This is a genomic window from Streptomyces sp. NPDC002232 (assembly GCF_042890295.1).
Lineage (GTDB): Bacteria > Actinomycetota > Actinomycetes > Streptomycetales > Streptomycetaceae > Streptomyces.
Window position 1 is genome coordinate 701,756 of record NZ_JBIARV010000004.1, and the last position, 26,015, is coordinate 727,770.

28 protein-coding genes and 1 pseudogene are annotated in these 26,015 nt (G+C 74.1%); 10 read left to right on the forward strand and 19 right to left on the reverse strand.

The annotated features are described in order from the left end of the window. Positions 1 to 8: 8 nt before the first annotated feature. Entirely contained in the window at positions 9 to 962 is a 954-nt protein-coding gene (sigJ, locus tag ACFYXU_RS21070) for an RNA polymerase sigma factor SigJ (protein ID WP_389459208.1), read from the reverse strand. A gap of 166 nt (positions 963 to 1,128) precedes the next feature. On the opposite strand from sigJ, the gene ACFYXU_RS21075 reads away from it, so the two are divergent. Further along, entirely contained in the window at positions 1,129 to 1,548 is a 420-nt protein-coding gene (locus tag ACFYXU_RS21075; protein ID WP_361392145.1) for a hypothetical protein, read from the forward strand. A gap of 48 nt (positions 1,549 to 1,596) precedes the next feature. On the opposite strand, the gene ACFYXU_RS21080 is transcribed toward ACFYXU_RS21075, so the two are convergent. The 5 genes from ACFYXU_RS21080 to ACFYXU_RS21100 all read right to left on the reverse strand — a co-directional run bounded on the left by ACFYXU_RS21080 (position 1,597) and on the right by ACFYXU_RS21100 (position 5,890). Further along, on the reverse strand, positions 1,597 to 2,661 hold the full coding sequence (locus ACFYXU_RS21080) for an MBL fold metallo-hydrolase (RefSeq protein WP_389459211.1): 1,065 nt from the start codon (positions 2,659 to 2,661) through the stop codon (positions 1,597 to 1,599). Positions 2,662 to 2,792: 131 nt separating this feature from the next. Then, the gene (locus ACFYXU_RS21085; RefSeq protein ID WP_389459213.1) at positions 2,793 to 3,284 is read right to left on the reverse strand and encodes an SRPBCC family protein; all 492 of its coding nucleotides are present in this window, start codon (positions 3,282 to 3,284) and stop codon (positions 2,793 to 2,795) included. A 161-nt stretch (positions 3,285 to 3,445) separates the two neighbouring features. Then, a complete protein-coding gene (locus ACFYXU_RS21090; protein ID WP_376514501.1) occupies positions 3,446 to 3,832 on the reverse strand; it encodes a VOC family protein in 387 nt (128 codons plus the stop codon). Between the two features lie 130 nt (positions 3,833 to 3,962). Beyond that, complete coding sequence (locus ACFYXU_RS21095) at positions 3,963 to 4,586, reverse strand: histidine phosphatase family protein (RefSeq protein ID WP_389459216.1); 624 nt, start codon at positions 4,584 to 4,586, stop codon at positions 3,963 to 3,965. 110 nt (positions 4,587 to 4,696) lie between these two features. Continuing rightward, positions 4,697 to 5,890 carry an MFS transporter gene (locus tag ACFYXU_RS21100; RefSeq protein WP_376514497.1) on the reverse strand — a complete coding sequence of 398 codons (1,194 nt, stop codon included), beginning with the start codon at positions 5,888 to 5,890 and terminating at the stop codon, positions 4,697 to 4,699. A 223-nt stretch (positions 5,891 to 6,113) separates the two neighbouring features. Here ACFYXU_RS21100 and ACFYXU_RS21105 point away from each other — a divergent pair, with 223 nt between their 5' ends. After that, entirely contained in the window at positions 6,114 to 6,842 is a 729-nt protein-coding gene (locus ACFYXU_RS21105; protein ID WP_389459218.1) for a hypothetical protein, read from the forward strand. Between the two features lie 67 nt (positions 6,843 to 6,909). On the opposite strand, the gene ACFYXU_RS21110 is transcribed toward ACFYXU_RS21105, so the two are convergent. From ACFYXU_RS21110 to ACFYXU_RS21135, 6 genes and pseudogenes are all read right to left on the reverse strand, one after another. Beyond that, on the reverse strand, positions 6,910 to 7,560 hold the full coding sequence (locus tag ACFYXU_RS21110) for a CatB-related O-acetyltransferase (RefSeq protein WP_389405754.1): 651 nt from the start codon (positions 7,558 to 7,560) through the stop codon (positions 6,910 to 6,912). Positions 7,561 to 7,701: 141 nt separating this feature from the next. Then, a complete protein-coding gene (locus ACFYXU_RS21115) occupies positions 7,702 to 8,259 on the reverse strand; it encodes a hypothetical protein (protein WP_389459220.1) in 558 nt (185 codons plus the stop codon). 139 nt (positions 8,260 to 8,398) lie between these two features. Further along, positions 8,399 to 8,974, reverse strand: a complete 576-nt coding sequence (locus ACFYXU_RS21120; protein ID WP_376514489.1) for a GNAT family N-acetyltransferase — start codon at positions 8,972 to 8,974, stop codon at positions 8,399 to 8,401. A gap of 78 nt (positions 8,975 to 9,052) precedes the next feature. Next, positions 9,053 to 9,553, reverse strand: a complete 501-nt coding sequence (locus tag ACFYXU_RS21125; protein WP_376514487.1) for a hypothetical protein — start codon at positions 9,551 to 9,553, stop codon at positions 9,053 to 9,055. A 71-nt stretch (positions 9,554 to 9,624) separates the two neighbouring features. Next, a pseudogene (locus ACFYXU_RS21130) lies at positions 9,625 to 11,123 on the reverse strand (IMP dehydrogenase). A gap of 233 nt (positions 11,124 to 11,356) precedes the next feature. Continuing rightward, positions 11,357 to 12,241 (reverse strand): helix-turn-helix transcriptional regulator, encoded by an 885-nt coding sequence (locus ACFYXU_RS21135; protein WP_376514483.1) that lies wholly within the window; start codon positions 12,239 to 12,241, stop codon positions 11,357 to 11,359. Positions 12,242 to 12,355: 114 nt separating this feature from the next. Here ACFYXU_RS21135 and ACFYXU_RS21140 point away from each other — a divergent pair, with 114 nt between their 5' ends. Together ACFYXU_RS21140 and ACFYXU_RS21145 are read left to right on the forward strand one after the other, a co-directional pair. Then, entirely contained in the window at positions 12,356 to 13,861 is a 1,506-nt protein-coding gene (locus ACFYXU_RS21140) for an MFS transporter (RefSeq protein ID WP_389459223.1), read from the forward strand. 73 nt (positions 13,862 to 13,934) lie between these two features. Then, complete coding sequence (locus ACFYXU_RS21145; RefSeq protein WP_389459225.1) at positions 13,935 to 14,318, forward strand: VOC family protein; 384 nt, start codon at positions 13,935 to 13,937, stop codon at positions 14,316 to 14,318. A 27-nt stretch (positions 14,319 to 14,345) separates the two neighbouring features. On the opposite strand, the gene ACFYXU_RS21150 is transcribed toward ACFYXU_RS21145, so the two are convergent. After that, entirely contained in the window at positions 14,346 to 15,455 is a 1,110-nt protein-coding gene (locus tag ACFYXU_RS21150) for an ABC transporter substrate-binding protein (RefSeq protein ID WP_389459228.1), read from the reverse strand. Beyond that, positions 15,452 to 16,099, reverse strand: a complete 648-nt coding sequence (locus ACFYXU_RS21155; protein WP_376514474.1) for a TetR/AcrR family transcriptional regulator — start codon at positions 16,097 to 16,099, stop codon at positions 15,452 to 15,454. The genes ACFYXU_RS21150 and ACFYXU_RS21155 overlap by 4 nt, the downstream gene beginning before the upstream one ends. A 94-nt stretch (positions 16,100 to 16,193) precedes the next feature. Between ACFYXU_RS21155 and ACFYXU_RS21160 the strand changes: the two genes are divergently transcribed. The 4 genes from ACFYXU_RS21160 to ACFYXU_RS21175 all read left to right on the forward strand — a co-directional run bounded on the left by ACFYXU_RS21160 (position 16,194) and on the right by ACFYXU_RS21175 (position 18,822). Further along, positions 16,194 to 17,360: a 2,4-dienoyl-CoA reductase gene (locus tag ACFYXU_RS21160; protein WP_389459230.1), complete on the forward strand. Its 1,167-nt coding sequence runs from the start codon at positions 16,194 to 16,196 to the stop codon at positions 17,358 to 17,360. A gap of 7 nt (positions 17,361 to 17,367) precedes the next feature. Then, complete coding sequence (locus ACFYXU_RS21165; protein ID WP_389405747.1) at positions 17,368 to 17,931, forward strand: hypothetical protein; 564 nt, start codon at positions 17,368 to 17,370, stop codon at positions 17,929 to 17,931. Between the two features lie 223 nt (positions 17,932 to 18,154). Then, entirely contained in the window at positions 18,155 to 18,322 is a 168-nt protein-coding gene (locus tag ACFYXU_RS21170) for a hypothetical protein (protein ID WP_376514469.1), read from the forward strand. 47 nt (positions 18,323 to 18,369) lie between these two features. Further along, entirely contained in the window at positions 18,370 to 18,822 is a 453-nt protein-coding gene (locus tag ACFYXU_RS21175; protein ID WP_361392199.1) for a DUF5709 domain-containing protein, read from the forward strand. A gap of 107 nt (positions 18,823 to 18,929) precedes the next feature. Here ACFYXU_RS21175 and ACFYXU_RS21180 read toward each other — a convergent pair whose 3' ends face one another. Beyond that, the gene (locus ACFYXU_RS21180; protein ID WP_376514467.1) at positions 18,930 to 20,105 is read right to left on the reverse strand and encodes a PucR family transcriptional regulator; all 1,176 of its coding nucleotides are present in this window, start codon (positions 20,103 to 20,105) and stop codon (positions 18,930 to 18,932) included. Positions 20,106 to 20,250: 145 nt separating this feature from the next. Here ACFYXU_RS21180 and ACFYXU_RS21185 point away from each other — a divergent pair, with 145 nt between their 5' ends. Next, positions 20,251 to 21,738 carry a long-chain fatty acid--CoA ligase gene (locus tag ACFYXU_RS21185; protein ID WP_329858376.1) on the forward strand — a complete coding sequence of 496 codons (1,488 nt, stop codon included), beginning with the start codon at positions 20,251 to 20,253 and terminating at the stop codon, positions 21,736 to 21,738. Positions 21,739 to 21,809: 71 nt separating this feature from the next. Here the strand turns inward: ACFYXU_RS21185 and ACFYXU_RS21190 are convergent, their stop codons facing one another. Continuing rightward, positions 21,810 to 22,235 carry a tautomerase family protein gene (locus tag ACFYXU_RS21190; protein ID WP_389459232.1) on the reverse strand — a complete coding sequence of 142 codons (426 nt, stop codon included), beginning with the start codon at positions 22,233 to 22,235 and terminating at the stop codon, positions 21,810 to 21,812. 40 nt (positions 22,236 to 22,275) lie between these two features. Beyond that, positions 22,276 to 22,977 carry an SDR family oxidoreductase gene (locus ACFYXU_RS21195; RefSeq protein WP_389459660.1) on the reverse strand — a complete coding sequence of 234 codons (702 nt, stop codon included), beginning with the start codon at positions 22,975 to 22,977 and terminating at the stop codon, positions 22,276 to 22,278. A 96-nt stretch (positions 22,978 to 23,073) separates the two neighbouring features. Here ACFYXU_RS21195 and ACFYXU_RS21200 point away from each other — a divergent pair, with 96 nt between their 5' ends. Beyond that, positions 23,074 to 23,556 (forward strand): winged helix-turn-helix transcriptional regulator, encoded by a 483-nt coding sequence (locus ACFYXU_RS21200; protein WP_384568898.1) that lies wholly within the window; start codon positions 23,074 to 23,076, stop codon positions 23,554 to 23,556. A gap of 61 nt (positions 23,557 to 23,617) precedes the next feature. Here ACFYXU_RS21200 and ACFYXU_RS21205 read toward each other — a convergent pair whose 3' ends face one another. After that, a complete protein-coding gene (locus ACFYXU_RS21205) occupies positions 23,618 to 24,829 on the reverse strand; it encodes a helix-turn-helix domain-containing protein (protein WP_389459234.1) in 1,212 nt (403 codons plus the stop codon). A 213-nt stretch (positions 24,830 to 25,042) separates the two neighbouring features. Next, positions 25,043 to 25,984 (reverse strand): hypothetical protein, encoded by a 942-nt coding sequence (locus ACFYXU_RS21210; protein ID WP_376514459.1) that lies wholly within the window; start codon positions 25,982 to 25,984, stop codon positions 25,043 to 25,045. Positions 25,985 to 26,015 lie beyond the last annotated feature (31 nt).

Consider the following 26,015-nt stretch of genomic DNA (forward strand, 5'->3'; position numbering starts at 1 on the left):
CCCGCCGCTCAGGGGCGGTCGCCCTCCGTCCACGGGCCCAGCTTCTCCGGGTTGCGCACCGCCCAGATGCGGGCGACACGACCCTCGACGAGTTCGAACGCGGCCACCGTCACGGTGACACCGGCGTGCTGCGCGACGAGTCCGGGCACGCCGTTGACCGTCCGCTCCAGGAGGGTCAGACCGGGGGCCTTGTCCGCGATGTGCACCAGGTACTGGGCGATCAGCGCGCTGCCCCGCACCGGACGGAGCACGGCCCCGACCAGGCCGCCGCCGTCGGCCGACAGGGTCGCGTCGGGGTCGAGCAGATCGACCAGCGCCCTGATGTTCCTCGCCTCCCACGCCTCCTTGAACTCCCGCAGCAGGGCGGCCTGTCGGGCCGCGGGCACGGCCGGGGTCCGCGCGGCGCGTACGCGGCGGCGGCCCGAGGAGGCCAGCTGCCGGCAGGCGGCGGGGGAGCGGCCGAGGATGTCGGCCATCTCGCCGAAGGGGTACCGGAAGACGTCGTGCAGGATGAACGCGACCCGTTCGGCCGGCGTCATCGACTCCAGCACCACGAGGAACGCCATGCTCACCGACTCGTCCAGGGTGATCCGGTCGGCGGGATCGGTCGGCGCGGCCCCCTCGCCCTCCGTCCGCACGCCCTCCCGGTCCGCGCGGTCGGGCAGGGGCTCGGGTATCCACGTCCCGACGTAGCGCTCGCGCCGGACCCGCGCCGAGCCGAGCACGTCCAGGCAGACGCGCCCGGCCACCTTGGTCAGCCAGGCCCCGGGGGACACGACGGCCTCGCGCCGCTCCGGGGACAGCGCGTACCAGCGGGCGTACGTCTCCTGCACGGCGTCCTCGGCCTCGGCGAGCGAACCGAGCAGCCGATAGGCGATGTTGAGCAACTGGCGCCGCTCACCGGCGACCGCGCTCGGCTCCGGTGCGGACCGGTCGTGCCCCGGCACGGTGGGGATGCTCATGATCGCGACTGCTCCCTGGTTCGTCCCGCCCGACCCCGCCCGCGCCCGCGCGACCCGTGCCGGACGAGGAGTTCGGCAGCCCGCCTCACATTTCGCGGGCCTGCTTCGTCGGACGGACGAGACACTACCGAGCCACCGCCGCGAGGCAGAAGAAGAGGTCCACGTCATGGCCACCATCACGCAGAGCGACGCAGTTCAGGGCAGCGGATTCCGGACCTTCGTCCAGGTCTCGACGGCTTTGCAGACCCTCGCCCTCTTCTTCCAGGCCTCCACGGCGGGACTGCTGCTCTCCTCGTCGCTGGGCGAAACGCTCCACGGCGTCGGCGCGCGCGTCATGTACGGCGCGACCATGCTGTACGTGCTCGCGGCGGTCCTCGCCTGGAAGCCGGGGGGCGGATCGCCGCGCCCCGTCCTCCACTCGACCGGCTTCCTCGTCCTCGCCTCGGTCCAGGTGGTGCTGGGGATCGCCCACGAGGCGGCCCTCCACGTCCCGCTGGGCGTCCTGATGTTCGGCCTCAGCGTGCTGGACCTGGGCCGGACCCTGGCCTCCGGGCGGCGGCGGCCCTCGGCCGCACGGCAGGGGTAGCGGCGGACGGGCGGCGGCCGGGTGCGGGCGGTCCCGTCCCCCGGCGCGTCAGGGCGTTTCCTGGGCCGGCCAGGCGCTCGGGTACGGCACACGCAGCGAGTCGGCCGCCACGGGGGTGTGGCCGGCCGCCGCGTGCAGCCGCCCCTCCCGCAGCACGATCCCGCCGCCGGAGAGCATCGACGTCACCAGCTCCTCGGCGAGCTCCTCGGGCGTGCGCCGCAGCAGGCGCGCGGCGTCGGTCAGCCACGCGCGCGCGTGGAGGTACGGCTCGACCTCGGCGGCCGGGATGCCGTCGCGGATCATGAGCGCGAAGGCGAGGATCCGGCGGGCGCCGTACCAGACGGCCCCGTCGGGGTCGTCGACGAGCCGCCGGCCCCGGCGCAGCGCCGCGTCGAAGGCGGCCCCGGTGTCCGTCGGCACGGGGCCGTGGGAGGGCAGGATCACACGGGGGCCGAGGTCGGCCATCCGCTGGAGCGAGGCCAGCGCGGTGGCCGCCGCGTCGGGTCCGTCGAGGGCGAGGTTCACCCAGCCGACGTCGTAGTCCGACAGCGCGTCCCCGACCACGAGCAGCCGCTCCCCGGGCTCCCAGAGGGACAGGTGGCCGGGGGTGTGGCCGGGCGTGCGGACGACCTCCCAGTCGGTGTCGCCGAGCCGCAGGACCTGTCCGTCGTCGAGCGCGACGTCGACGGTGTACGGGGCGACCGGCTGGTCCAGGTACTCCGCGGAGCAGCAGCCGGGGTCCCTGCGGGCGATCGCCTCGGCCTCCGGCGCCCCGGCGGCGACGCCTGCGCCACCGGCCTGGAGGAGGGCGTTGCCGCCGACGTGGTCGGAGTGCCAGTGCGTGTTCACGACCAGCTCGATCGCGCCGGCCCGGGCGCGGGCCCAGTCGGCCGTCTCCCGGGCGTGGCCGACGAATCCCGAGTCGACCAGGGCCGGACTCCGCCCGTGCAGCAGGAGCGTGTTGGCGTCGGGGAACGGCCGCTGCCACCAGGACGCCCAGGACGGCAGCGACGGGGGTGCCGACGGCCCTCGGGCCGGGGCTCGGGACGGGCGCGTCCGTGGGCGTGCCGCCCCGTCCGGGCGGGCCGGCTCCTGCCGCGTGGGGTCCTGCACGTGCGCTCCTAGGGCTGCGACGGACATCACGGTCCCCGGGAAGCGCGGCCGGGCCCGGCCGGAACCCGCGGACGGTGATCATCATGGCATCGGAGCCGCGACGCGGGCCTGTCCCGGTTGCGTTCCGCCGCTCAGGCCCCGGCGGAGGCCGTCGCGGTGCGGGCGATCCGTTCGAGCGTGGTCCGCATCCCGGACCGGTTCAGGGCGATCCGGCGCGCCGGGTTCGTCCCCGCGAACACCGTGCCCAGCAGGTCGGCGGCCCGCGCCCGGAACCCTTCGGTCCGCAGGTCCTGCCAGAACTCGGTGAGCCGCGTCCCGGTGCCCTCCGGTTCGAACCGGTAGCCCCAGCGCGCGATCGGCAGCCCGAACACACTGATGTCGAAGGCGAACTCGCGGTCCGGACGCAGCGTGCTCACCCGCCCGAGGGTGGGCCAGAGGAACGGTCCCCGCCGGTTGAGGCCGACGAACCGGGTCCCGGTGCGGGCCGGTGGCCGCAGCACCCACACGTACCGGCACTCCGGGCTCCAGCGGCCCATGTTCCGCAGGTCCGAGACCAGGCCGAAGACGAGCTCCGGCGGCGCGTCGACGACCGTGCTCTCCTCGAGGCTCCACTGTCGGTCCATGGTCCGCTCCCCTCGCACCCGGTGGGACCGCCCCACCTTGCTACTCGCCGGTACGTTAGCGGGCCGACGGTACGTCTGTCCCCGGATCGCCCCGCCGGGGACCGCCGGGCAGCCCCGGTGACCGGGGCCGGGAACGACCGGGACGTTCCCGGCAGGGCGCGTCAGCTCTCGACGTCCTGCGGGTACCAGCGCAGTTCGACCGTGTTGCCGTCGGGGTCCTTCACGTAGACCGACTCGGCCGAGCCGCGCGCGCCCCAGCGCGGGACGGGGCCCTCCAGGACCTCGAACGTGCCGGAGTCGACGACCTCCTGCCAGTCCAGGGGGTCCACGACCAGACAGATGTGGTCGACGTTGGACTCGCCCCGGGTCCGGGAGAAGAGGTCGATGACCGTGCTCTCGTCGATGCGTACGGACGGGAAGGACACCTTGCCCGCCCGCCACTCCTCGACCCGCTCGGGGGCGAGGCCCAGGGCGCCGGTGTAGAACTCCAGCGACCTGTCGACGTCGGTGACGTTGAGCACGAGGTGGTCGAAGGCTTTGACTCGCATGATGGGCTCAGTGCCTCTCTGGGACGGATCCGGTCCCGATGATCATGGTCACTGGACAGGCCGCGATCAAGGGGACCGGGCGTCCACGATGCGGACCGACCGCCTCCGGGAAGCGGTGTCCGGACCGGCGTCAGACGTGGAGCTCGGCGGGGAAGCCGGTCCACCGCAGCTCCTGGGGGAGGTGCCCGGTGTCGTTGAGGAACAGGACGGCCGGGGCCCGGTCGTGCGTGTAGCGGATCACGGTCAGCGCGGCGTTGGCGTGGTTGATCCCCATCCAGCGCGCCCTCGGGGCCTCCAGCGCCTCCCGTACGAGCCAGGCGAGCAGGAAGTTGTGGGTGACGACGAGTTCGTGGACCGGCCGGTCGCCCTCGACGGGACCGGTGAACCGGGCGAGGGCCTCGGCGGCGAGCCCGGGCCCCTGCTCGCGCTCCTCCGCCGGGAACTGCGCCAGGAAGGCGAGCATCGCGTCGGCCGACCTCGGGGGCAGCTCATCGTGCCGGGGCACGTAGGGGATGTAGTCGCCCGCCGGCGGTGACATCCGCAGGGGAACGCGGTCGAGCTGATCGCCGATCAGCCGGGCCGTCTCCTCCGCGCGGGCCAGCGGGCCGTGGTGGACCGCCGTCAGCGGCGCCCCGCGGAGCCGCTCGCCGAGCAGGACGGCCTGGCGGCGGCCCCGGTCCGTGAGCCCGCTCTCGTCCGGGGTCGCCTCGGCGTGCCGGGCCAGGTACAGGTAGCGGGCGGCGGTCTCCGTCATGCGCGGCTCCTCGGGCACTCTTCATGATCGTGCGAACGTGTGGACGGACGCACAACGGCGGCGTACGGTTCCGCCGCCGGGCGGCCGGGCGCCGGAGACACCGTCCCGGATCACGGGCCGGGCGTCCGCACCGGCCGGCGCAGCAGGTACACCGCCGCCGAGGTGACCAGCACCAGCATGCAGCCGGTGAAGACCAGGCCCGCCTGCTCCAGGCCGAGCGGCCCCGCGAGCAGCCCGACGCCGATGACCGGGATCGAGATGCCGGTGTACGCGACGACGAACAGCGCCGAGATCACCGCCGCGCGCCGCTCCACCGGGGCGGCCGCCGCGACGGCGGACATCGCCGCGCGGAAGGAGAGCCCCTGCCCGACCCCGCCGACGACGGCGGCGAGGACGACGAGCGCGAGGACCTCCACGGAGAGCGCGCCCGCCAGGAAGGCCAGGCCCGCGAAGAGCACCGCGCAGCCCAGCGGCAGGGACCGGGACACCCCGAAGCGGCCGACGGCGAGCTGTCCGGCGGTGGAGGAGAAGAAGGCGAGCGCGACGATCAGCCCGCTCACGGCATGGTTGTCGACGTGCAGGAAGCGGGCCAGGAAGGCGGGACTGACCGAGGTGAACACCCCGAACAGGGCGAATCCCGCGAAGGAGGCGATGGCCGCCGGCACGAACACCGGGCGGACCTCCGGGGGCAGCGCCGGTCGCTGGGGACGGACGGCGCGGAGGGGGCGGGGGTCCCGCACGGTCTCCGGCAGCCTCAGGAGGACCACGGCCGACACGGCCACCAGGGCCAGGTGCACGGCGAAGGGGAGCAGCAGCGGCTCGGGGGCGTACTCCGCGAGCAGTCCGGCGAGCAGCGGCCCGCAGCCGAGGCCGCCCATGTTGGCCGCGGTCGCCACGAGCGTGGCCCGGGACTGGCCGCCGGGCGGCGCGAGGTCCATGACGTACGCGGTCGCGGCGCCGGTGAACAGGCCGGCCGACAGACCGGAGAGGAGCCGCCCCGCGTACAGCCAGCCCAGCGAGTCGGCGGACAGGAAGCAGACCGCGCTGACCGCCGCGAAGCCGAGCCCCCAGAGCAGGGTGGGCCGCCGCCCGATGGTGTCCGAGGCGTTCCCCGCCAGCAGCAGGACGCCGATGACCCCGAAGGCGTACACGGCGTACACGACGGTCACCGTCAGCTCGGAGAAGCCGAACTTCTCCTGGTACAGGGGGTAGAGCGGCGTCGGCAGCGTGGTGCCGGTCATCCCCACGACGAACACGGCCCCGGCGAGCAGACACCGGAGCCACCCTTGACGATCACCAACCATGCAGCCGACCGTAACCCCGCCGTCCCGGCCCGCCCGGCAACGCGACGCCCCGAGCGGGTCGCAGAGCGAGCCGGAGCCGGCGGGAGTGGACCCGACCGTACCGGAGCGAGACGGAGTGGACCCGAGCGAGCCGGGGCGAGCCGGAGTGGACCCCGAGCGAGCCCGGGCGAGACGGAGCAGCCCCGAGCGGCCCGTGGGCCTCGCGCCGGGGCAGACTGGGCGCATGGACGGATGGACCCGCTCGGGCCGTGAGCCCGGGCCCGCGCTGTACGGACGCCTGCGCGTCGAGACCGACGACCTCGGACCCGCGCACTGGCTCACCGAACGACTCCCCGGGCACGGTGACTTCGGCACGGTCGCCGGTGTCGCCGCACCCGGCTTCCCGGCGTATGCGCGCGTGCTGCATCCCGCGGAGCTCGACGGGCGGCCCGTCCGCTGGGACACCGTCGCCGCCGCGTCGGGGCGCCGGGTCGGGGCGCTCACGGACTGGTACGAGGTGATCGGCGCGGACCGCTTCTACCAGAACGCCCAGGAGTACGGCCGTCCCGGCGTGTGGGACGAGCATCCCGCCGAGGGCCCCACGCCCGAGGGCGTCGCGCGCGCCCTGCTCCCCGTCCTGGCGCGGCACACGGCGACGCCGGAGCGCTGCCGGTTCGGGCTGTGGGAGGGCTACGGCCGCTGGGACTGGCGGGGGATCCCGACCTTCCCCAGCCCGGGCCGTGACGAGGTCCTGCTGTCGGGCGCGCTGGCCGACGCCGTGTCCCCCGCCGGGCTCGACGCCTTCGTCGAACTCCCCGACCTGTGGTGGCCCGAGGACCGCGCCTGGTGCGTGGGCGGCGATGTCGACCTGGTGAGCACGTACGTCTGCGGAAGCCGGGACCTGGTCGCCGAGCTGCTCGCCACGCCCGGTCTTGAGGTCCACCCGGTCCTGCCCTCCGACCGCGTCGGCTGAGGCGGACCTCCCGCCGCCCACGCGGTGCGGCCGGGGGGCGACGCGCGGAGCCCGGCCCCCCCGGGGGTCACGGGCGGCCGGTGCCCGGTGCGACGGCCTCCAGCTCGGCGACGCTCCCCGACATGATCGTCCGCATGTGCGCGGTGAGGTGCTCCAGGGGCCAGTCCCACCAGGCCACCGCGAGCAGCCGGGCGACGTCCGCGTCGTCGTAGCGGGTACGGATGAGGCGCGCCGGGTTCCCGCCCACGATGCCGTAGTCGGGGACGTCGGCGGTCACCACGGAACCGGAGCCGATGATCGCGCCGTGCCCGATCCGCACACCGGGCAGCACCGTCGCCCCGTGCCCGAACCAGACGTCGTTCCCGACGACGGTGTCGCCCCGGTTCGGCAGCCCGGTGAGCAGGTCGAAGTGCTCCGACCATGAGCCGCCCATGGTGGGGAAGGGGAAGGTCGAGGGGCCGTCCATACGGTGGTTGGCCCCGTTCATGAGGAACCGCACCCCGGTGCCGAGCGCGCAGAACCGGCCGATGACCAGCTTCTCCGGACCGTAGTGGTAGAGCACGTTGCGCGTCTCGAACGCGGTCGCGTGCTCCGGATCGTCGTAGTACGAGAACTCCCCGACCTCGATCAGCGGCGAGGTCACGAGAGGGCGGAGCAGGACCACGCGCGGCTGCTCGGGCATCGGGTGGAGGACGGTGGGGTCGGCGGGTACGGGCACGCTGATTCCTTGCGGTCGGGAGCGAGGACCTGCCCATGATCGCGGGATCACGGCCTCGGCGAAACCGGTTTCCCGGTGTGCTCGGAGATGGCGCGGAGCGGGGTGAGCTCTTCGGCCGTGAGCCTCGCCCGCCGCGGGCCGTCACAGCTGGTGCGTCCACGCGACGACCAGGACCCCGCCCGCGGCGCACAGGACCGGCAGGGCGCACACGGCGCCCGCTCCCACCTCGCGGCCCCACGTCCAGCCCGCGAGCCGGTGGTGCAGGCGGTCGAGGAGCCACAGGGCGCCCAGCCCCGCGACGGCGAGCGCCAGACCGATCAGGAAGTGCGCGGCCCACGCCCCGGCCAGGCCCGGACCGCCCCAGGCGTGGTCGTACGGGCCGTCCTCGACGACGGGGTAGAGCACGCCGCGCAGCACGAAGAGGATCTCCAGGCCCACGGGGACGAGGGCGAGCAGCCCGAGCGGTATATCCGTCAGCGCGTGTCCCACGAGCCGCCACGCGCCGGGCCGCCGCGAGGGCGCGGCGGGGTCCTGCCCGTCGACCCGCGCCCACCAGGCGCGCGCCGGATCCGGGCGTCCGGCCGCCACCACGCCGAGCGTGAGCAGTGCGGCGGGCAGCAGCGAGGCGGCGTGGCCGATCCGGCCGGCGCACCGTGCGGCCGTGCGGGGGAGAGCGCCGCGTGCGGTGGGAGAAGACATGACCTGTCCCCGTTCTCGTGGTCGCCGGCGCCCTGCCGGCCCCCGGAGACTAGGAAGCGTTCGCCGTCGACCGCGTCACACCACGGTGCCGGGCCCGCCTCGTACCCGGGTAGGGGGTCGCGGGTCCGTCCCGTCGCAGTCAGTCCCGCGTGCGGAGGTCCACCATGCAGAAGACCTTGTCGTAGCGGCGATCGCCGACGGCCACGAAATCGGGCAGGCGGCCGTACTCGGTGAAGCCCAGCGACCGGTAGAGGCGCAGGGCGGGGGCGTTGTCGCCCCGGGCGTCCAGGGTGAGCACCTCGATCCCCGCCGCACGGGCGTCCGCGACCAGCGCGGCGGTCAGCGCCCGGCCGACACCGTGCCCCTGGGCCGCCGGGTCCACCGCGACCTTCTCCAGGTCGGCGTGGGGCCGATGGGTCGGGCGGGCGTACCTCAGCCAGTACCCCAGACCGACGAGCCGACGGCCGAGGTACGCGACGCGCAGGGCGCCGTCCCCGGCCCGTACGGCGGACACGACGTGATCGAGGAGCGCCGCCACCTCGTCCTGCGCGGGCGGCTCGACCCAGCCGAGCGCGGCCCCGCCGCGCACCAGGTCCGCCAGGATCCGATGGGCCGACTCCGCGCACCCGTGCCACCGTTCCGGGTCGGAGGTCAGCTCCGCCGCGTCGTGCAGCACGGGCCGAGGGGCGGTCTCACGGGAGTTCTCCGGCGTCATGATCGCCAGCCTAGCCATCCGGGACACCGGGCCGGTCCCGGTGTCCCGGACAGGCGAGCCGCCGACGGTCCGCGCCGATCAGGGACGGGACCGGCGCCGGCGGTGGGGGCGACTCGGGCGGAGCAGCGCGTCGAGCCCGCCCACGGCGGCGCGGAGGTGCGCCGGGTCGCGGGGATCCATGCCGCCCGAACACCACCAGGACAACTGCCCCTCGGCCTCGTAGACGTGCATGCCGAGGTTGTGTTCCGTGCACAACGGCCAGGCGCGCCACAGGAGTTCGGTGACCGTGTCCTGCGCGGCGTCGGCCACGGCGGCCAGGGCGTCGAGAGGGTCGCCGGCCGAGTCCGGCTCCAGGCGGTTGCCGTGCCACTCGCCGTTGGCGCGGCCCACGTACACGAACTCGCCCTCGTTCTCGTCCTCGTTCTCGTCCTCGTCGGTAACTCCCAGCAGCAGCAGCGGTTCCTCGTCCGGCAGGGTCGCGGCGAGGTCCCGGTTGAGGAGGCCGAGGGCCTCGTCCCAGAGCGGGTACGCGCCCGCCGGGACTGGGCGGGGCGCGGGCGGGTCGAAGAAGGCGCACATGGGCACCATTCTGCCGTGCGCGGCACGGGGAGGAACGGTCCGGTCCCGGGTCGGGCACCGGACCGGCCGGATCACTCGCCGGAGTCGACGCCCGGCCGCCGCAGCTGGACCTCCGCGCCCGTTTGCTTGAAGGACTCCGCCGACACCGGGACGAGGACCGCGTCGCGGTGGAAGTCCCGCAGGTTCACGGAACCGCAGCTGATCATCGTCAAGGTGAGCTTCGCGCGGGTCCGCTCGACGTTGTCGTACAGGCTGCCCGCGTAGGGCACGTAACCGTCGACGCCCTCCTCGAAGACCATCCGGCCGCGCTGCCCGTAGCGGGCCTCGTTCTGCGCGCGCCGCGAGCCCTCGCCCCAGTACTCCTTGTACCACTGGCCGCCGATCCGCAGCTTCCGCGACGGGCTCTCGTCGAGGCGGGCGAAGTAGCGGCCCAGCATGACGAAGTCCGCGCCCATGGCCAGCGCCATCGCCATGTGCGAGTCGTTCAGCAGGCCTCCGTCGCAGCACAACGGCACGTACACCCCGGTCTCCCGGGCGTACGCGTCGCGCGCCTCGACCACGTCGAGCAGGGCGGAGGCCTGACCCCGGCCGATGCCCTTCTGCGCCCGTGTGGTGCAGATGGCCCCGCCGCCGATGCCGACCTTCACGAACGCCGCGCCCGCGTCGGCCAGATAGCGGAACGCCCGTCCGTCGACGACGTTCCCCGCGCCCACGGGGACGGCGTCGCCGTACGTCTCGCGGACGAACTCGACGGTCCTCGCCTGGTACACGGAGTAGCCGTCGGAGGAGTCCAGGCACAGCACGTCCGCTCCCGCCTCGACCAGAGCGGGAACGCGGTCCTTGAAGTCACGGGAGTTGACGCCCGCGCCGACCCGCAGACGCTTCTCGCCGTCCACGGTCGCCCGGTGGAACGTCTTGTGCGCCTGGTAGTCCCGCTTCAGGACGAGGGAGACGACCCGGCTGTCCTCCCCGAGCACGGGAAGGACGTCCAGGTGGTGCTGCCGGATCAGCTCGTTCGCCTCGGACAGGGACACCGCGGCCGGCGCCGTGACCAGCCCTCACGGGCCCGCATCCGGCTGCCGGCCGTCTCGTGGGTGCCGTGGCGCTCCAGGTGGAAGTCGTCGAGGCTGATGATCCCGAGGAACTCACCCTCCGCCTCCCCGTCACGCGTGACCACGGCCACGCCCTGCTCGGTGTCCTCCAGACGCCGGGAGACCTCGCCCAGCGGCGTCGTCGGCGCCACGGTGACCTCGCTGGTCCGGAAGCCGGCCCTGTGCCGCTTCACCGCCCGCACGTCCGCTGCCTGGTCCTCGACCAGCTGGTTCTGGTGGAGGAACGACAGGCCGCCGGCCTGCGCCAGCGCCACCGCGAGCGCCGGTGACGACACCGCCTGCATGATCGCGCTCACCAGGGGAGTGGCGACCCGGATCCCCGGCTCCTCGCCGACCCGGTGACGCACCAGCGGCGCTCCGAGATCCACGTTCTCGGGTGTGCAGTCTTCGGTGGTCAGGCCAGGGATGAGGAGGTATTCGCTGAGCGTACGGGAGATCTCGGGAAGGATTTTCAACATCGTCTCCAGCAAGGAGCCGCACGCCGGCCGACAGCGGAACGGCGGGGCTCGTACGGGCGCTTCGGGTCGGTGCCGGCCGGGGCGCACAGCTGGAAGGGCGCTCCTGAGGCCTCGGAGCGGGCGCGCCCGGCGGGGGCGTGCTCACACGCGCGGGCCGGGTCGGCGGAGGACACGACAGACCCGAATCCGGCGTTGTCGCACAGGCGTTGACTTCCATCACGCCATGCGTGATCTTAACGCACGGCCGGGCGGCGCCCGTCGGCGCCGGTCTCCGGCCCGGCCGTGGCGCGCTGGGCGAGGAGCCCGAGGGCGTCGGCGGAGGCGGGGCCGTCGGGAGTGTAGATCTCCAGGCGGTGGTCGGGGCTGTCGGGCTGGAGCCAGACCTGGTACGCGACGTCCACGGGACCGACCGTGGGGTGCCGCAGGCGCAGGTCGCCGACGGTGCAGTCGGCGACGTCGGTCCCCGCCCACATCGCCGCGAACCGGTCGCTGCGCATGGTGAGTTCACCGATCAGGCGGGCCAGGAGCGCGTCCGTCGGGAAGCGTCCGGCCGTGAGGCGCAGATAGCCGACGTGGACCCGGGCGAGCTCCTCCCAGTTGCGGTGCAGGTCCCGGGTGAGCGGGTCGAGGAAGAACATCCGGGGGATCGAGGGGCGGCCCTCCGGGTGTCCGGGCGCGGTGAAGTCGACGTGCTCGGCGAGGAGGGCGTGCCCGGTGCGGTTCCAGGCGAGCACGTCGCCGCGCCGGCCCAGCACGACCGCCGGGGTCGCCGGGGCCAGCGATCCGAGCAGCGCGAGCACGCGCGGGTGCGCGTGCTCCGGCGGGGGCTCGGCCAGCCCGGCCCGGGAGGGCTGCCGCGCCAGGTTGCGCAGGTGCGCGGTCTCCACCTCGTCGAGTTCGAGCACGCGCGCCAGCGCCCCGAGGACCTGCTCGGACGCCGTCTCGGCCAGGCCCTGTTCGAGCCGGGTGTAGTACCCGGCACTCACCCCGGCCAGATGGGCGAGTTCCTCGCGGCGCAGTCCGGGGACCCGTCGTCCGGTCCCGTAGACGCGCAGCCCGATCCGGTCGGGGGTGACCCGGTCGCGACGGCTCTTCAAGAACGCTCCGAGGCTCTCCATGCCTTCGAGCCTAGGGGGTGTCCAGGAGGGGGAAGCCGCGTGTGGGTGTACCCGTCGGGTGTACCCACGGCGGGTGGCTGGCTGCCCGCACCGCCGGGCCCGACCGTGGCCGTCATGACGCAACGCTCCTCACGCCCCGCCGACACCCGCGCACGGCTCGGGCTCCTGGCCGTGCTCGGCCCCGTGCTCCTGGTCTCCATGGACGGCTCCGTCCTGTTCCTCGCCATGCCGAGGATCAGCCGCGCGCTGGCTCCCGGCGCCGACCAGGCCCTGTGGATCCTCGACGTCTACGGCTTCGCCGTGGGCTCGCTGCTCATCGCGTTCGGCAACATCGGCGACCGCTACGGCCGGCTCAGGCTCCTCATGACCGGCGCGGTCCTCTTCGGCATCGGTTCGGCGTGCGCCGCCTTCGCCCCGACGGCGGAGCTCCTCATCGCCGCGCGGGCCGTGATGGGCATCGCGGGGGCCACCCTCCTGCCCTCCGCGCTCGCGGTCCTGAGCGAACTCTTCACCGACCCGAAGCGGCGGGCCCGGGCCATCGGCGTCTTCGCCGCCGCCTTCGCGGCCGGGTTCGCGATCGGACCGGTCGTCGGCGGCGTCCTGCTCGCACATTTCTGGTGGGGATCGGTGTTCCTGGTCAACCTCCCCGTCATCGCCGTGTTCCTGTACGTCGCACCCGGCCTGCTCCGCGAGGTGCGGGCGCCCCGGGCCGGACGCGTCGACGCGGTCAGCGTGGTGACCTCCGCGAGCGGTCTGCTGCTCGTGATCCACGCCCTCAAGCACACCGCCGCCCAAGGGGTGACGGTGCCGGCGAGTGCCGCCGGACTGGCCGGTGCCGCCCTTCTGACCTGGTTCGGCCTCCGGCAACGACACCTGGAACACCCCCTGATCGACTTCTCGCTCTTCCGCGAACGGGTCTTCACGATCGCCGTGGTCACCGGACTCCTGCCGCTGGCCGCCTGGTCGGCCGTCGCCTACCTGGCCGGGGTCTACCTCCAGTCGGTGCTCGGCCTCCCCGTGCTGCGCGCCGCGCTGCTGGCGCTGCCGGGGGCCGCCGTCCTGACGGTGACCTGTGTCGTCACACCGGCCCTGGTGGACCGCGTCGGCACCCGCGCCGCGCTGCTCGTCTGCCACTTCTCGATCGCGGCGGGGCTCCTGCTGCTCCTGCCGGCCGCCGCCACCGGAGGCGCGGGCTGGTACGTCGCCTCGACGGTGATCGCCGGCGTCGGTTACGGCATCTCCTTCGCTGTCGTCGCCGACACCGCCGTCGGAGCGGTGCCGCCGGAGCGGGCGGGCTCGGCCGGCGCCCTCGCCGAGACCAGCAACGAGATCGGCAACGCCCTCGGCATCGCGCTGCTCGGCTCGCTCGCCGCCGTGCTCTTCCGCCTCCAGGGGCCCGACCTCGCGCCGACCCTGGACGAGACCCTGCGCGTCCCGGGCCTGGCCCGGGCGGCGGCGGCCGACGCCAGGTCCGCCTTCGTCACGGGCCTGCGCGTGGCCGCGGCGACGGCTGCCGCACTGCACGTCGCCCTCGGCCTGGTCGCCCTCCGGTGGCTCCCCCGGAGCGCGAGGCCCCGGGAGAGCGCCGCTCGGCCGCGGACGAGCACCGCCACGCCGTAGCGACGGCCACCACCGGCCGCCCGGATCGGATGACGTGGTGGCCGGGGCGGTGAGGATCGGGAATGATCGCCCCATGGTTTCGGTGGTGCAGAACGTGGCGATCGACTGTGCGGACCCCTACGAACTGGCGCGGTTCTGGAGCGGCGTGACGGGCAGCCCGATGGATCCGGAGGACCGGCCGGGCGCGCACGAGACGCAGGTCCTCCTCGCGGACGGGCCGGTGCTCTACTTCAACCGGGTGCCCGAGGCCAAGACGTCGAAGAACCGGCTCCACCTGTGCCTGCGCCCCGAGACCTCGCGCGACCAGGAGGTGCGGCGCCTGCTGGACCTCGGCGCCGCCTTCGTCGCCGACCACCGGAACGCCGACGGCTCCGGCTGGGCGGTCCTCGCCGACCCCGAGGGGAACGAGTTCTGCGTGCTGCGCAGCGCGTCCGACCGGGCGTCGGCGGCCTCCTGACGGGCGGGCCGGCCGGCCGCGCTCTCCTCAGCCGGTGTGCAGGACCCGGAAGCCCCCGGGGGCCGACGGGTCCCGGTCGGCGACCTGGACCGGGGCCCACGTCCACTGCCAGAGGCCGATGCCCGGCGTGCGGGAGAACCGGATCGGGCCGCGCGTGCCCTCGACCGCCACGTGCGGCCAGGCCTCGGCGATCGCCGCCCGGTCCGTACCGTGGGTACGCAGCAGGGAGGCGAGGACCGTGACGGTGTCCCAGCCCTCCAGGGCGACGAAGGAGGGCGCCTCGCCCAGCCGTTCGGCGAGCTCCTCGCGCACCCGCGCGCCGAGCGGGCCGAGGCGCTCCGGGAGGTAGCGCAGGAACGGGACGCCGGCGCCGTCCGCGCCCAGCGCCTCGTTCCACCCGGCGAACTCCGGCTGCCCGGCCGGGGCACCGATCAGCAGGCCCGCGAGCCGCCGGTCGGCCCGGACGGCGCGCACGATCGGCACCGCCGGCTCCGGACTGCCGACCAGGAGGAGCAGCGCCGTCACGTCGTGGTCGACGAGCGCGTCGCACAGGGCCCCGGGAGTGAGGGCGGCCGCGTCGAGTGCGACGACGGAGCCGCCCCGGGGCGCGAGGTGGTCCCGCAGCACGCGGGTCCCGGTCGCCCAGTAGACGCTCGGCTGGGTCGCCACGGCGATCCGGCTCCGGCCGGTGGCGAGGAGGAAGTCCGCGTAGATCCGCCAGCCGCGCGACTGGGCCGGAGCCACGCGCGCGACCCACTCCGTCGGCTCCTCGACGAGCGCGTCGAGGACGGCGGACGAGCAGAGGAACGGCACACCCAGGGCGTCGGCCCGCGCGGCGACGGCGCGGGCGACGACGCTGTGGTACTCGCCCACCACGGCGGCCACGCCCAGGGCGGCCAGTTCGTCCACGGCCGCCGCGGCCCGCTCCGGATCGGCCGCGCTGTCCCGGACGACCAGCTCCAGCGGCCGGCCGCCGATCCCGCCGGTGTCGCGGACCTCTTCCACGGCCTGTTCGAGTCCCGCGAGGAGGTGCCGGCCCGCCTCGACCCAGCCGGGCCGCGTCAGCGGGACGAGGGCGCCCAGCCGCACGGGCGAGCGGTCCGGGTGCGCACCGGACGGGGCGGGCGGCGTGTTCATCGGGGGGTGTCCTCCTGGGACGGAGCGGGCGCGCTCGGCCCGGTGGGCGTGGCCCGCGCCCGCAGCGCGGGGGAGGCGGTGAAGAGGGCGTGCACGCTCCCGCGCACCTGCGCGGCGACCGCCTCCGGCGACGAGGCGTCGAGCTTGCCGTCGAGGTGCAGGAACGCCAGGCCGTGGACGAGGGCCCACACGCTGGTGGGGAGGGCCCCCGACGCGTCGGCGCCGGGGAACGCGTCACGGACGATGCCGTGGACGTACTCCGTGATGACGGCGGTCGCGGCGACGCGCTCCTCGCTGGTCGGGTCGCAGGGCTCCGCGAACATGGCGCGGAACAGGGCGGGGTGGTCGAGCCCGAAGCGCACGTACGCGACGGCGACCGCGGCCAGGTCGTCGGGGGACGAGGGGGCGGGGTGCGCGGCGGCCAGGTGCCCGGCGAGTTCGCGGTACCCCTCGGCGGCGACGGCGGAGACCAGGGCGTCCCGGTCCGCGAAGTGGCGGTAGGGGGCCGTGGCGGACACGCCGGCCCGCCGGGCGACCGCGCGCAGCGAGAGTCCGGCGCTGCCGTCCTCCTCCAGGAGCTCCCGCGCGGCGCGCAGGCAGGCGGCGCGCAGATCGCCGTGATGATACGTGCCGGTTTGCGACATAGGTCACACTCTTTGATGTTTGCGCTGCTTACATGGGCCCTTATGTTTGTGGTGCACACATCGTAGGCGAGGAACATCGGGAGAGGGAACCGGCATGACCAGCGAACTGTTCACGGCACTGCCCCTGCGCACCGGGCAGGTGCTGCGCAACCGGATCGCCAAGGCCGCCATGGAGGAGAACATGGCCGGTGACGGCCAGCTCCCCGACCGGCGGCTGCCGACGCTGTACCGGCGCTGGGCCGCCGGTGGCGCGGGGCTGCTGATCACCGGCAACGTCATGGTGCACGCCGAGGCGCTGACCGGCCCCGGCGGAGTCGTCCTCGACGAGCACGCGCCCCTGGAGCCGTTCGCCGCGTGGGCCGAGGCCGGGAAGTCGGCGGGCGGCGCGATCTGGATGCAGATCAACCACCCCGGGCGGCAGGTCCCGTCCGGCATGCCCGGCGTCGTCTGGGGCCCGTCCGACATCGCCGTCGACCTGGGCCGCCACAGCGGCCGCTTCGGCCGCCCGACCGCCATGACCCCCCGCCAGATCGAGGACACCGTCGCACGCTTCGCGGTCACGGCCCGCCGCGCCGAGGAGGCGGGCTTCGACGGCGTCGAGGTGCACGCCGCGCACGGGTACCTCCTGTCGCAGTTCCTCTCGCCGCTGGTCAACACGCGGACCGACCGGTGGGGCGGCTCGCTGGAGAACCGGGCCCGGCTGCTCCTCGACGTGGTCCGCGCCGTCCGCGCCGGCCGCCCCGCCGACGACCGCACCACGGCCCGCGAGGCGTACTTCCTCCACCTGGCCGAAGAACTGGTGGGCACGAGCGCCCTCCCGCTCATGCTCACCGGCGGCATCACCCGCCGCGCCACGGCCGAGCGGGTCCTCGACAGCGGCGTGGCGGTCGTCGGGATGGGCACCGAACTCGCCGTCACTCCCGACCTGCCGGACCGCTGGCGCGACGACCGCGAGGCCGACCGGCGGATGGCGCCGGTGACCTGGTCGGACAAGACCCTCGCCTCCGCGGCCGGCATGGCGCAGGTCCGCCACCAGATGCGCCGGCTCGCCCGCGGCGCCGCCCCCAGGCCCGGCACCCACCCGGCCCTCGCGCTGCTCTCGGAACAGCGGAAGCAGCGCGCGGCCCTGCGCCGCTACCGCGCCTGGTTGTCCGGTGACCGCCGAGGGGGGGAACTTCCCGGCACCCGCGCGCGTTCCGGAGGCGACCTGATCGTTCTGACGCACGACACGGCGGCGGAGCGCCGCCGTGGGGGGAAGTGAGCAACCGATGGCCATGGTGGGCCTGTTCTGGATCGCCGAGGGCGACGTGTACGTGGGGGCCAAGCCGACCGGTTCGGCCCCCGGGATGCGTCTGACCCCGGACGGCGTGGTGGCCCTGGGCGACGGGCAGTCCGGCCTCCACCTCTGGGAGGACGTCCGCGCCCTGACCGTCGCGGACGTGCCCGTGAAGACCTTGAAGCGGCAGGTCGGCGTCGTCACGGACATGGCCCTCGACGTGGTGATGAACCTGGGGATGACCCTGGGCCCCGGCCTGTCCGGCGAAGCCCCGCCGCAGATGGCGGTGGACCTGGAGACGCAAGACGGCACGTACGAGCTGAAGGTCTACGTGGCCGCCGCCGTCGGCTACTCACCGGCCGAGGTCGAGCTCTCCCGCGCCCTGCTGTCCCGCCTCACGGACGGCGCCGCGACGATGGCCACCACGCTGGCCGCCATGTCGGAGTGGGGCCGAGCCCGCGAGGGCGGGACACCGCGCGTGACGCAGCGCGAGGAACTCCTGCGACGGTGGGCGGGCCCGTCCCCGTCCGGGGATCCGGACGGCGCCGGGCGGTGACGGCGGTGCCGCCGCCCCCGTGAGGGGGCCGCCGACCTGTCCACATCGGGTTGCGCTCCCCCCGCAGGCGGGGACCATGGAATCAAGAACGGGGATCCGGCGCCCCCCGAGGCGCCCCGCACGCGCCACGCGTGCGGTCGGATCACCATGGACCCGCGCGGCCGGACCCGTCCCGCCCGCAGCCGATACGGCGGGCAGCGACCGCACTCCCTCAGGAGGGGCCATGACCGTACCCGACGATCCGCTCGGATACTGGACCGGTCGGCTGCTCCGGCTCGGCGTCGGCATCTCGCCCGAGGAGGCCCGGAAGTTCGTGCACGCGCTGTACGCGAAGGCCCAGTCCGACCTCGACGCCGAGCGGACCGAGGCCGAGTTCGAACGGGAGGAGTGAGCCCGGGGCACGAGCCGTCGTGGACCTGGTGAGGAACGGAGTTCCACATGACCGACACGGAAGCGTGGGGGGACGACGTCTACCAGCCCGACGGCAGCGAGGTCCAGGACGACGCGGGTGTGCTCGACTACGAGGACACCCTCGAAGGACCGCCCGGCGATCCGCTCGACGCGGGCTACTCGCCACCGGAACGCCCCCTGGGTGCCGAGCGCGTCGGCGTGACCGCCGCCGAGCGGCGACGGGGCGAGACCCTCGACGACCGCCTGGCGAACGAGGAACCCGAGTCCGCCGTCCCCGACGGCGACGGTCTCGGCGACACCACGGACACCGACGGGGAGCTCCTGGACGACCAGGTCGGCGCGCGGCGCGCGGGACGCCTGATGTCCGAGGACGAGGGAACGCGCGGCATCACCTCGGAGCTGAACGCCCGGGACCTCGGGATCGACGGGGGCGCGGCCTCCGCCGAGGAGGCGGCGATGCACATCATCGACGAGGAGTGAGTCGCCCGCCCGGTGTGGGCGTACGCCGGAGCGAGTCGCCCGCCCGGTACGAGCGCCCGCCGGAGTGAGGCGCCGCCCGGCGCGGGCGCCTCACCGCGCAGGACGCCTCAGCCCGGTTCCGGCTGCCCCGGACCCCGCACCGCGAGCAGCGCCGCGCCGACGTCCGCCACCGCGCGCGGATCGGAGAGCGAGCGGCCCGTCAGCTCCTCCACCCGCCGCAGCCGGTAGCGGACCGTGTTGGGGTGGACGAACAGGCTCCGCGCCGCGTCACCGGCCGAGCCCGCGGCGGCGAACCAGTGCTCCAGGGTCCGCAGGAGCCGCGACCGCTCCGCGACCGGAAGGTCGAGCACCGGTCGCAGCACCACCTCCAGCAGGTGCGCGGCCTCGGCGGGCGCCGCGGCGACGACCATGGCCAGCGGATTGTCGTCGAAGCGCGCCACGCCGGGGCCCTCGCCCTCCAGGCCGGCCAGGGCGAGCCGCGCGAAGCGCAGGGCGCGGGGTGTGTCCCGCAGCGACTGGAAGCGCGGACTGAAGCCCACCCGGGCACGGGTCCCGCGGAGGATGCGCAGACAGGCCGTCTCCGCCGACGCCGTCGGCAGGGCGATCAGCGCGAGCTGCTGGTCCGGCAGCAGCCTCCAGGCGGACGGAAGGTTCGCCCGGCGCAGCGCCGCCTCCGCCCCGCCGAGCGGCTCCTCACCGGGCGTGCCCGCCTTCGCCGCCGCGACGGCGTACGGGCCGTGCTCGGGAAGCTCCAGCTCGCGGGCGGTCTCCCACAGCGTCCGGTCGGTGACGATGCCGGTGAACAGCGCCTCCACCAGGGCGGAGCGCCGCGCCTGCCCCTGCGAGGTGAGTTCGGCCGCCGTCTCGCGGTAGGCCACCGCCACCGACTCGGCGTACAGACCCGACAGCGCCCAGAACTCGGTCGACTCCGACAGCAGGAGATCGTCGGACACCTCGGGGCGCGCGCGGGCCTCGGCGAGGATCTCGGTCCACAGGAACTGGGAGCCGATCCGGTACGCGTGCAGCGTGTCCGCCAGCGGGACGCCCTGCTGCGCGCGGAGCCGCCCGGTCTCCCGGGCCGAGCTCGCGTCGGGGGCGCCGCCGACGCGCAGATGGGTCAGGATGAGGTCCGCGTTGGCCGTGCAGGAACGGCGCAGCGAGTCCAGCGGGATCAGCGCCTCGTCCTCGTACGCCTCGACGTTCGCCCGGATCCGCAGCGCCATGCGCTCACCCAGCTCCGGAAGCCCCGCCAGCAGCGCCGCCGCAACACCCGAAAGAATCATCGACGCAGCTTAGTGCCCCCGCCTTGTGACCGGGAACAATCTCCGACGCCCCGCGTTGTCGCCCCGGCCATAGGCCTGGGGCGCGCACCCCTGGAAGATGTCGGCGATGTAAACATCCTTGTGATTCCGTGTGACGGAGGCGGTCATGGCCAATCTGGCAGGGTTCCTCGTGGAGACGGCCGGGCGGCAGCCCGAGCGGGCCGCGCTGCGGCTGGGGGAGCAGGTCATCACGTACGCGGAGCTGGACGAGCGCAGTGCCCGCGCCGCCGCCCTGCTGCGCTCCGAGGGCGTGCGCCCCGGCGACCGGGTCGCGCTGATGCTGCCGAACGTGCCGGAGTTCGTCGTCCTGTACTACGGCGCCCTGCGCGCGGGGGCGGTCGTCGTCCCGATGAACCCGCTCCTGAAGACCCGGGAGACCGAGTTCCACCTCACCGACTCCGGCGCGGTGCGGCTCTTCGAGTGGCACCAGGCGCCGGGTGAGGGCGCCGGGGGAGCGGCCGCCGCGGGCGTCCGGCACACCGCCGTCGAACCCGCCGCGTTCGCCGCCGCGCTGGCCGCGCACGAGCCGCTGTCCGAGGTCGCGGACACGGCCGACGAGGACATGGCCGTCCTGCTGTACACCTCCGGCACCACCGGCCGCCCCAAGGGCGCCGTCCTCACCCACGCGGGGCTGCGGCACAACACCGAGGTGAACACGGTCGAGATCCAGCGGATGACGCCGGAGGACGTGGTGGTCGGCTGCCTGCCGCTGTTCCACATCTTCGGACAGATCTGCACCATGAGCGCGGCCGTCCGCAGCGGCGCCTCGCTCGTGCTCGTCCCGCGCTTCGACCCGAAGACCGTCCTGGAGGCCGTCGCGCGGGAGCGGGCCACCGTCTTCGAGGGCGTCCCCACCATGTACGCGGCGCTGCTCCAGCAGCCCTCGGACGCCGACGTGTCGACGCTGCGGATGTGCATCTCCGGCGGCGCCTCGCTGCCGGTGGAGATCCTGCACGGCTTCGAGCGCCGCTTCGGCTGCCCGGTGCTGGAGGGCTTCGGCATGTCCGAGACCAGCCCGGTCGTCACGTTCAACCACCCCGAGCGGCCGCGCAAGGCCGGCTCGATCGGCACCCCCATCCGGGACGTCGAGGTGCGGCTGCTCGACGCCGGGGGCCGGGACGTGGCCCCCGGCGAGATCGGCGAACTGGCCGTCCGGGGGCCGAACGTCATGAAGGGCTACTGGAACCGCCCGGAGGAGACCGAGGCCGCGATCCCGGACGGCTGGCTGCGCACCGGCGACCTCGCCCGGGCCGACGACGAGGGCTATCTGTACATCGTCGACCGGAAGAAGGACATGGTCATCCGCGGCGGCTACAACGTCTACCCGCGCGAGATCGAGGAGGTCCTCCACGAGCACCCGGCCGTCGCCCTCGCCGCCGTGGTGGGGTTCCCGCACCCCGAGCTGGGCGAGGAGATCGCGGCCGCGGTCGTCCTGCGGCCCTCGGCCGAGGCCACCCCCGACGAACTGCGCGCGTACGTCAAGGACCGCGTGGCGGCCTACAAGTACCCGCGCCGGGTGTGGCTCGTGGACCGGCTGCCGCTGGGGCCGAGCGGAAAGATCCTCAAGCGGGAGATCACCGTACCGGCGGGGTGACCGGGCCGGTACGGGACGACCGGGGCGGCGGGGTCGGTGCGGGGTGGCCGCGCCGGTTCCGGGCGGGCGGGTCAGTACGGGGTGGCCGCGTTCCGCTCCGCCCAGTGCCGCTCGGCGTCGGAGCCGCCCGGTGGCGGGACCAGTCCGTTGATCATCCACATCTCCTCGCTGGTCTCGTCGACGTGGAACTCCCAGTGGAGCCCGGCGTGCCCTTCGAGGTACAGCTCCACCATCCGCCTGATCCACTGGGCGGTCCTGCGCCTGCCGTCCCCGTCGTGATGGTGCCGGGCGATGTGGTCGATGGTGATCCGGACCCCGGCGGAGGCGGGCTCGCCGCCGACGTAGAAGTCCTCGGGCCGGGTCTCCTGGAAGAGGGTGACCACGTAGAAGCGGGGCAGCCCGGCCTTCTCGTAGTGGTCGGCGACGGACGAGGCGAGCCCGCGCTTGTCGTCGTCGGAGAAGACTCCGGGGGTGTGGTGAACGGTCCACAGGGGCATGGCGGTTCGTGTCTCCTTCGTGAGGGTTCGGTCGACGGTCTCAGCCGGCGGCCGAGAAGGTCAGGTCTTCCACGGGGCCCGAGAGGGCGGACTTGACGGCCGCGCTGACGTCGTCGGCGAGCACCTCCGTGTGCCCCGCCTCCAGCCCGTCGACGATCCGCGCGGCCACGTCGGCCGGCTTCGCCTTGCTCCGGTCGAGGGCGGCGACCATCCCGGTGTCGATGAACCCGGCGTGCACACCGACGACCTGCGTGCGCTGCGGGGCGAGTTCGAGCCGGAGCGAGTTCGTGAGGGACCACGCCGCCGCCTTGGAGGCCCCGTAGGCTCCGCTGCCGGCGAGCCAGGACAGCACGGAGTGCATGTTCACCAGCGCGCCGCCGCCGTTCGCGGCGAGCACCGGCGCGAACGCCCGTGCCACCCGCAGCGGTCCGAAGACGTTGACGTCGAACGTCTCGGCGGCCTGCTCGACGTCGCCCGTGAGCAGCGGTCCGGGCAGCAGGATCCCGGCGTTGTTGAACACGATCTCGGCGTCGGCGGCGAGTTCCGCGAGCGCGGCGACCGACGCGGTCGACCGCACGTCCAGCGGCGCCGCCACCACGCGCGGCCGCTCGTCCGCGGCGGGCGAGCGGGACGTCGCGTACACCTTGACCGCCCCGCGTGCCAGCACTTCTTCCACGAGGGCGGCGCCGAGACCCCGCTGCCCTCCGGTCACCACGACCACCCTGCCCGCCACCGCGACCATGACGTTCACTCCCCATCTGGATAACGACTTCGTTAGTCAGATGGAAGCACGTACTGGCTGGGTAACGCAAGCATTAGTTACAATGGGTGTGTGACGATGAGCTTCGAGAAGCGGTTGAGCGACCGGGACGCCTGGTCGATCGGGGACGGGTGCTCGGCCGGCCGGGTGCTCGATCTGCTGAGCACCCGGACGGTCTTCATGGTCGTGCGGGAGTGCTTCTACGGCACGACCCGGTTCGAGGACTTCGTGACGAGGATCGGCACCTCGGCGCCCTCGGTCTCCCGCGCCCTCAAGCAGCTGGAGTCGGCCGGGATCGTGGCCCGGACGCCCTACCGGGAGCCGGGGATGCGGGCGCGCGACGAGTACCGTCTGACACCGGCCGGCGAGGACCTGCTGCCGGTCTTCCTCGCGCTCGTGCGCTGGGGGGACGCGCACCTCCAGGACGGCCGTCCGCCGCTCGTCTTCGTCGAGGCCGACAGCGGCCGTCCGCTGAGCGTGCGCGTCACCGCCGACCCGGCGCCGGAGCCGTCGTCCGACGCCATCGAGATCCGTCTGCACCCCGGCCGGGACCGCGACTGACACGCGGGCGGGGCGGCCGGCGGAGGCGGGGGCGGGTCGGTCCGCCCGCTTCCCGCCGTTCTCAGTCCGTCCGCTTCCCGCCGTTGAGGTGCAGCGAGCGCAGCGCCGCTTCGAGGGCGAACCGGTGGTCCGGGTCCAGGAGCCGGTCGCCGAAGTGGGTGTCCAGGTTCCGCAGCCGGTAGCGGACCGTCTGGGCGTGCACGCCCAGCATCTCGCCGACCTGCTCGGCGGGGGCGCGCGTCGAGATGTGGACGCGCAGGGTCTCGATCAGCCGCTCGCGCCGGGTGCCGGACAGCTCGGCGAGCGGGGCCAGTTCACGCGCGGCGAGATGCGCCGTGAGAGCCGGATCGGACAGCAGCCACAACGTTGTCAGGTGCTCCTCGCAGTGCACGAGGGGGGCGTCCGGTACGACGCCTTCGTCGACGAGCTGGAGGACGCGCCGGGCCCAGCGCACGGAGTGCGCGGCCTGCGCCGGCGGCACGGTCAGGCCGACGACCGCGGGGGTCCCGGCCAGGGCCGATTCGAGCATCACGAGCCGCTGCGGGGTGAGCGGTCCGGGGATCAGCAGGTGCGGCTGGGGGAGGGTCAGATCGGCCAGCACGTCCCGGTCGAGCCCCGCCTGGACGAGCTCGGCGACCGGCGGGCGCAGGGCCACCAGGGTGCACTCGGCGGGAAGCTGCCAGGAGGCCTCCTCGCACAGCTCGGCGATCGTCGCCCGGGGCAGCGGCGGACCCGCGACGACGAGGTGGAGTAACTGCCGTCTGCGCGCGGCCACGTCGGACACGGCACGGGCCTGGGCCATGACGTAGCCCTCCCGCGACAGGGCTTCGAGCTCCTCGACGTAGGCGAAGAGGGCGTCGGCGAAGGCCAGGATGAGCGTGGGGGAGAGGTTGTAGGTGCGGCCGATGCCCTTGGCCCGGCGCAGCGCGATGCGCGCCCCGAGCCGGTAGGCGCCCTGGAGGCAGCCCAGGTCGCGGCCCTCGTAGGCCTCCACGCGGCCGAACTTCCGCAGCAGCTCGTCCCGCAGGGCCGAGGTCGTGCCGGGGGAGGCGACCCGTTCCACGAAGGCCGCCAGGGCCTGTTCCACGCCCTGGCGGATGGCGTCCGAGTGCGGTCCGTTGAAGAGGTGCGCGTACACGGGGTAGGCCCGCTGGACCTCCATGCCGATCTCTTTGATGAGCCCCGGGATCTCCGGCCTCATCAGGTCGGCGAACTCTCGGGGAAGCGGGTCGAGCGGCTCGCCGATGTTCGGTGACTGTGCGATTGCGGGCATGGACCGATCCCTTGCTCTCCTGCGCGACCGGTGGGGAGCGGCAGTGCGGCGCCCTCCTGGGTGGTGGGCGCCGCCATGGCCGTCAGGTGCGTACCAACGGGGACTGCTGAAGCTAAATCAACTGCTGTGTGCTGTACACAACTTGCGCAAGAGTTGATGGGCGCGGAGGCCCGTGGGCCGTCGAGTAGGCCGGGAATCGACCCTGGGTGGCCGTTACTTGACGGCCGAGTGCCAGTTCCGCGAGAGCACCTTCCCGGCGTCGGGGGCGACGAGACCGGGGGCGTACAGGCCGGTCAGGTAGGTCTGGGTGTTGTTGAGCGTGAGGCTGTTCCGGCCGGCCGCGGACGGCAGTCCGGTCTTGAGGTTGACCGCGCCGTTGACCAGGCCGAGTCCGAGGCCGCAGCCGCTGGCGCCGGGGACGGCGAAGGTGGTGTCGACCTGGGTGGAGCCGAGGATGTTCAGGCGGCTCATGTCGCCCTCCTCGTTCGGGGAGCCGTCGGCGTTGTAGCGCTCCACGGAGAAGTCGGGCGAGGTCTTGTTGCTCGGGCGCAGGATGATCGGGTTGGCCTTCGTGCCGATGTAGCAGTTGCTGCCGAGGAACGGGTTCTCCAGGTGGATGCGGACCGGGAGGGTCACGATCGGCATGTCGGTGAGGACGCCCGCGATCTGGTCGAAGTCCGAGGGCGTGCCGACCGACTCCATCGTGGCGGTGATCTTGTTGAGCTTGGCGTCGGACAGCTGCCGGCAGATGTCGGTGATGAACGGGATGTCGCTCGGGCACATCAGGCCGAGCAGTCCGCCGGGGACGGTGGCGGAGTCCGCGATGATCGAGCCCGCGGGCGGGGCGACGACCGAGCTGGTGCCGTCGGCGTTCTGGACGACGCCGATCTGCAGGTTCGTCTTCCCGGTGATGACGGTCGTGTTCCCGAGCTTGATGGAGCCGGAGACCGAGCTGGAGGAGACGCACTGCGGCGACAGGTCGAGACCGTCGGCGGCGAGCATCGCCGGGGCGTCGACCGGACAGCGGGTGAACGGGGCCCATCCGCCGTTCAGCTGGGGGGTGGCGGCGGTCGCCGTGCCGACGGAGGCGAACGCGCCGAGCGCGGTCAGGGCGGAGAGGGTGGCGAGTCTCGTGCGGGAGGAGGCGAGGGACATGGCGGTGGCCTTCCTGGGAGGGAGCGGGGGC

Bases quoted from the DNA above. Each gene is read 5' to 3' on its own strand.
- sigJ (WP_389459208.1), bottom strand. From the start codon at position 962: ATGAGCATCCCCACCGTGCCGGGGCACGACCGGTCCGCACCGGAGCCG.
- ACFYXU_RS21075 (WP_361392145.1), top strand. From the start codon at position 1,129: ATGGCCACCATCACGCAGAGCGACGCAGTTCAGGGCAGCGGATTCCGG.
- ACFYXU_RS21085 (WP_389459213.1), bottom strand. From the start codon at position 3,284: ATGGACCGACAGTGGAGCCTCGAGGAGAGCACGGTCGTCGACGCGCCG.
- ACFYXU_RS21090 (WP_376514501.1), bottom strand. From the start codon at position 3,832: ATGCGAGTCAAAGCCTTCGACCACCTCGTGCTCAACGTCACCGACGTC.
- ACFYXU_RS21095 (WP_389459216.1), bottom strand. From the start codon at position 4,586: ATGACGGAGACCGCCGCCCGCTACCTGTACCTGGCCCGGCACGCCGAG.
- ACFYXU_RS21100 (WP_376514497.1), bottom strand. From the start codon at position 5,890: ATGGTTGGTGATCGTCAAGGGTGGCTCCGGTGTCTGCTCGCCGGGGCC.
- ACFYXU_RS21105 (WP_389459218.1), top strand. From the start codon at position 6,114: ATGGACGGATGGACCCGCTCGGGCCGTGAGCCCGGGCCCGCGCTGTAC.
- ACFYXU_RS21115 (WP_389459220.1), bottom strand. From the start codon at position 8,259: ATGTCTTCTCCCACCGCACGCGGCGCTCTCCCCCGCACGGCCGCACGG.
- ACFYXU_RS21120 (WP_376514489.1), bottom strand. From the start codon at position 8,974: ATGACGCCGGAGAACTCCCGTGAGACCGCCCCTCGGCCCGTGCTGCAC.
- ACFYXU_RS21125 (WP_376514487.1), bottom strand. From the start codon at position 9,553: ATGTGCGCCTTCTTCGACCCGCCCGCGCCCCGCCCAGTCCCGGCGGGC.
- ACFYXU_RS21135 (WP_376514483.1), bottom strand. From the start codon at position 12,241: ATGGAGAGCCTCGGAGCGTTCTTGAAGAGCCGTCGCGACCGGGTCACC.
- ACFYXU_RS21140 (WP_389459223.1), top strand. From the start codon at position 12,356: ATGACGCAACGCTCCTCACGCCCCGCCGACACCCGCGCACGGCTCGGG.
- ACFYXU_RS21145 (WP_389459225.1), top strand. From the start codon at position 13,935: ATGGTTTCGGTGGTGCAGAACGTGGCGATCGACTGTGCGGACCCCTAC.
- ACFYXU_RS21150 (WP_389459228.1), bottom strand. From the start codon at position 15,455: ATGAACACGCCGCCCGCCCCGTCCGGTGCGCACCCGGACCGCTCGCCC.
- ACFYXU_RS21155 (WP_376514474.1), bottom strand. From the start codon at position 16,099: ATGTCGCAAACCGGCACGTATCATCACGGCGATCTGCGCGCCGCCTGC.
- ACFYXU_RS21160 (WP_389459230.1), top strand. From the start codon at position 16,194: ATGACCAGCGAACTGTTCACGGCACTGCCCCTGCGCACCGGGCAGGTG.
- ACFYXU_RS21165 (WP_389405747.1), top strand. From the start codon at position 17,368: ATGGCCATGGTGGGCCTGTTCTGGATCGCCGAGGGCGACGTGTACGTG.
- ACFYXU_RS21170 (WP_376514469.1), top strand. From the start codon at position 18,155: ATGACCGTACCCGACGATCCGCTCGGATACTGGACCGGTCGGCTGCTC.
- ACFYXU_RS21175 (WP_361392199.1), top strand. From the start codon at position 18,370: ATGACCGACACGGAAGCGTGGGGGGACGACGTCTACCAGCCCGACGGC.
- ACFYXU_RS21180 (WP_376514467.1), bottom strand. From the start codon at position 20,105: ATGATTCTTTCGGGTGTTGCGGCGGCGCTGCTGGCGGGGCTTCCGGAG.
- ACFYXU_RS21185 (WP_329858376.1), top strand. From the start codon at position 20,251: ATGGCCAATCTGGCAGGGTTCCTCGTGGAGACGGCCGGGCGGCAGCCC.
- ACFYXU_RS21190 (WP_389459232.1), bottom strand. From the start codon at position 22,235: ATGCCCCTGTGGACCGTTCACCACACCCCCGGAGTCTTCTCCGACGAC.
- ACFYXU_RS21195 (WP_389459660.1), bottom strand. From the start codon at position 22,977: ATGGTCGCGGTGGCGGGCAGGGTGGTCGTGGTGACCGGAGGGCAGCGG.
- ACFYXU_RS21200 (WP_384568898.1), top strand. From the start codon at position 23,074: ATGAGCTTCGAGAAGCGGTTGAGCGACCGGGACGCCTGGTCGATCGGG.
- ACFYXU_RS21205 (WP_389459234.1), bottom strand. From the start codon at position 24,829: ATGCCCGCAATCGCACAGTCACCGAACATCGGCGAGCCGCTCGACCCG.
- ACFYXU_RS21210 (WP_376514459.1), bottom strand. From the start codon at position 25,984: ATGTCCCTCGCCTCCTCCCGCACGAGACTCGCCACCCTCTCCGCCCTG.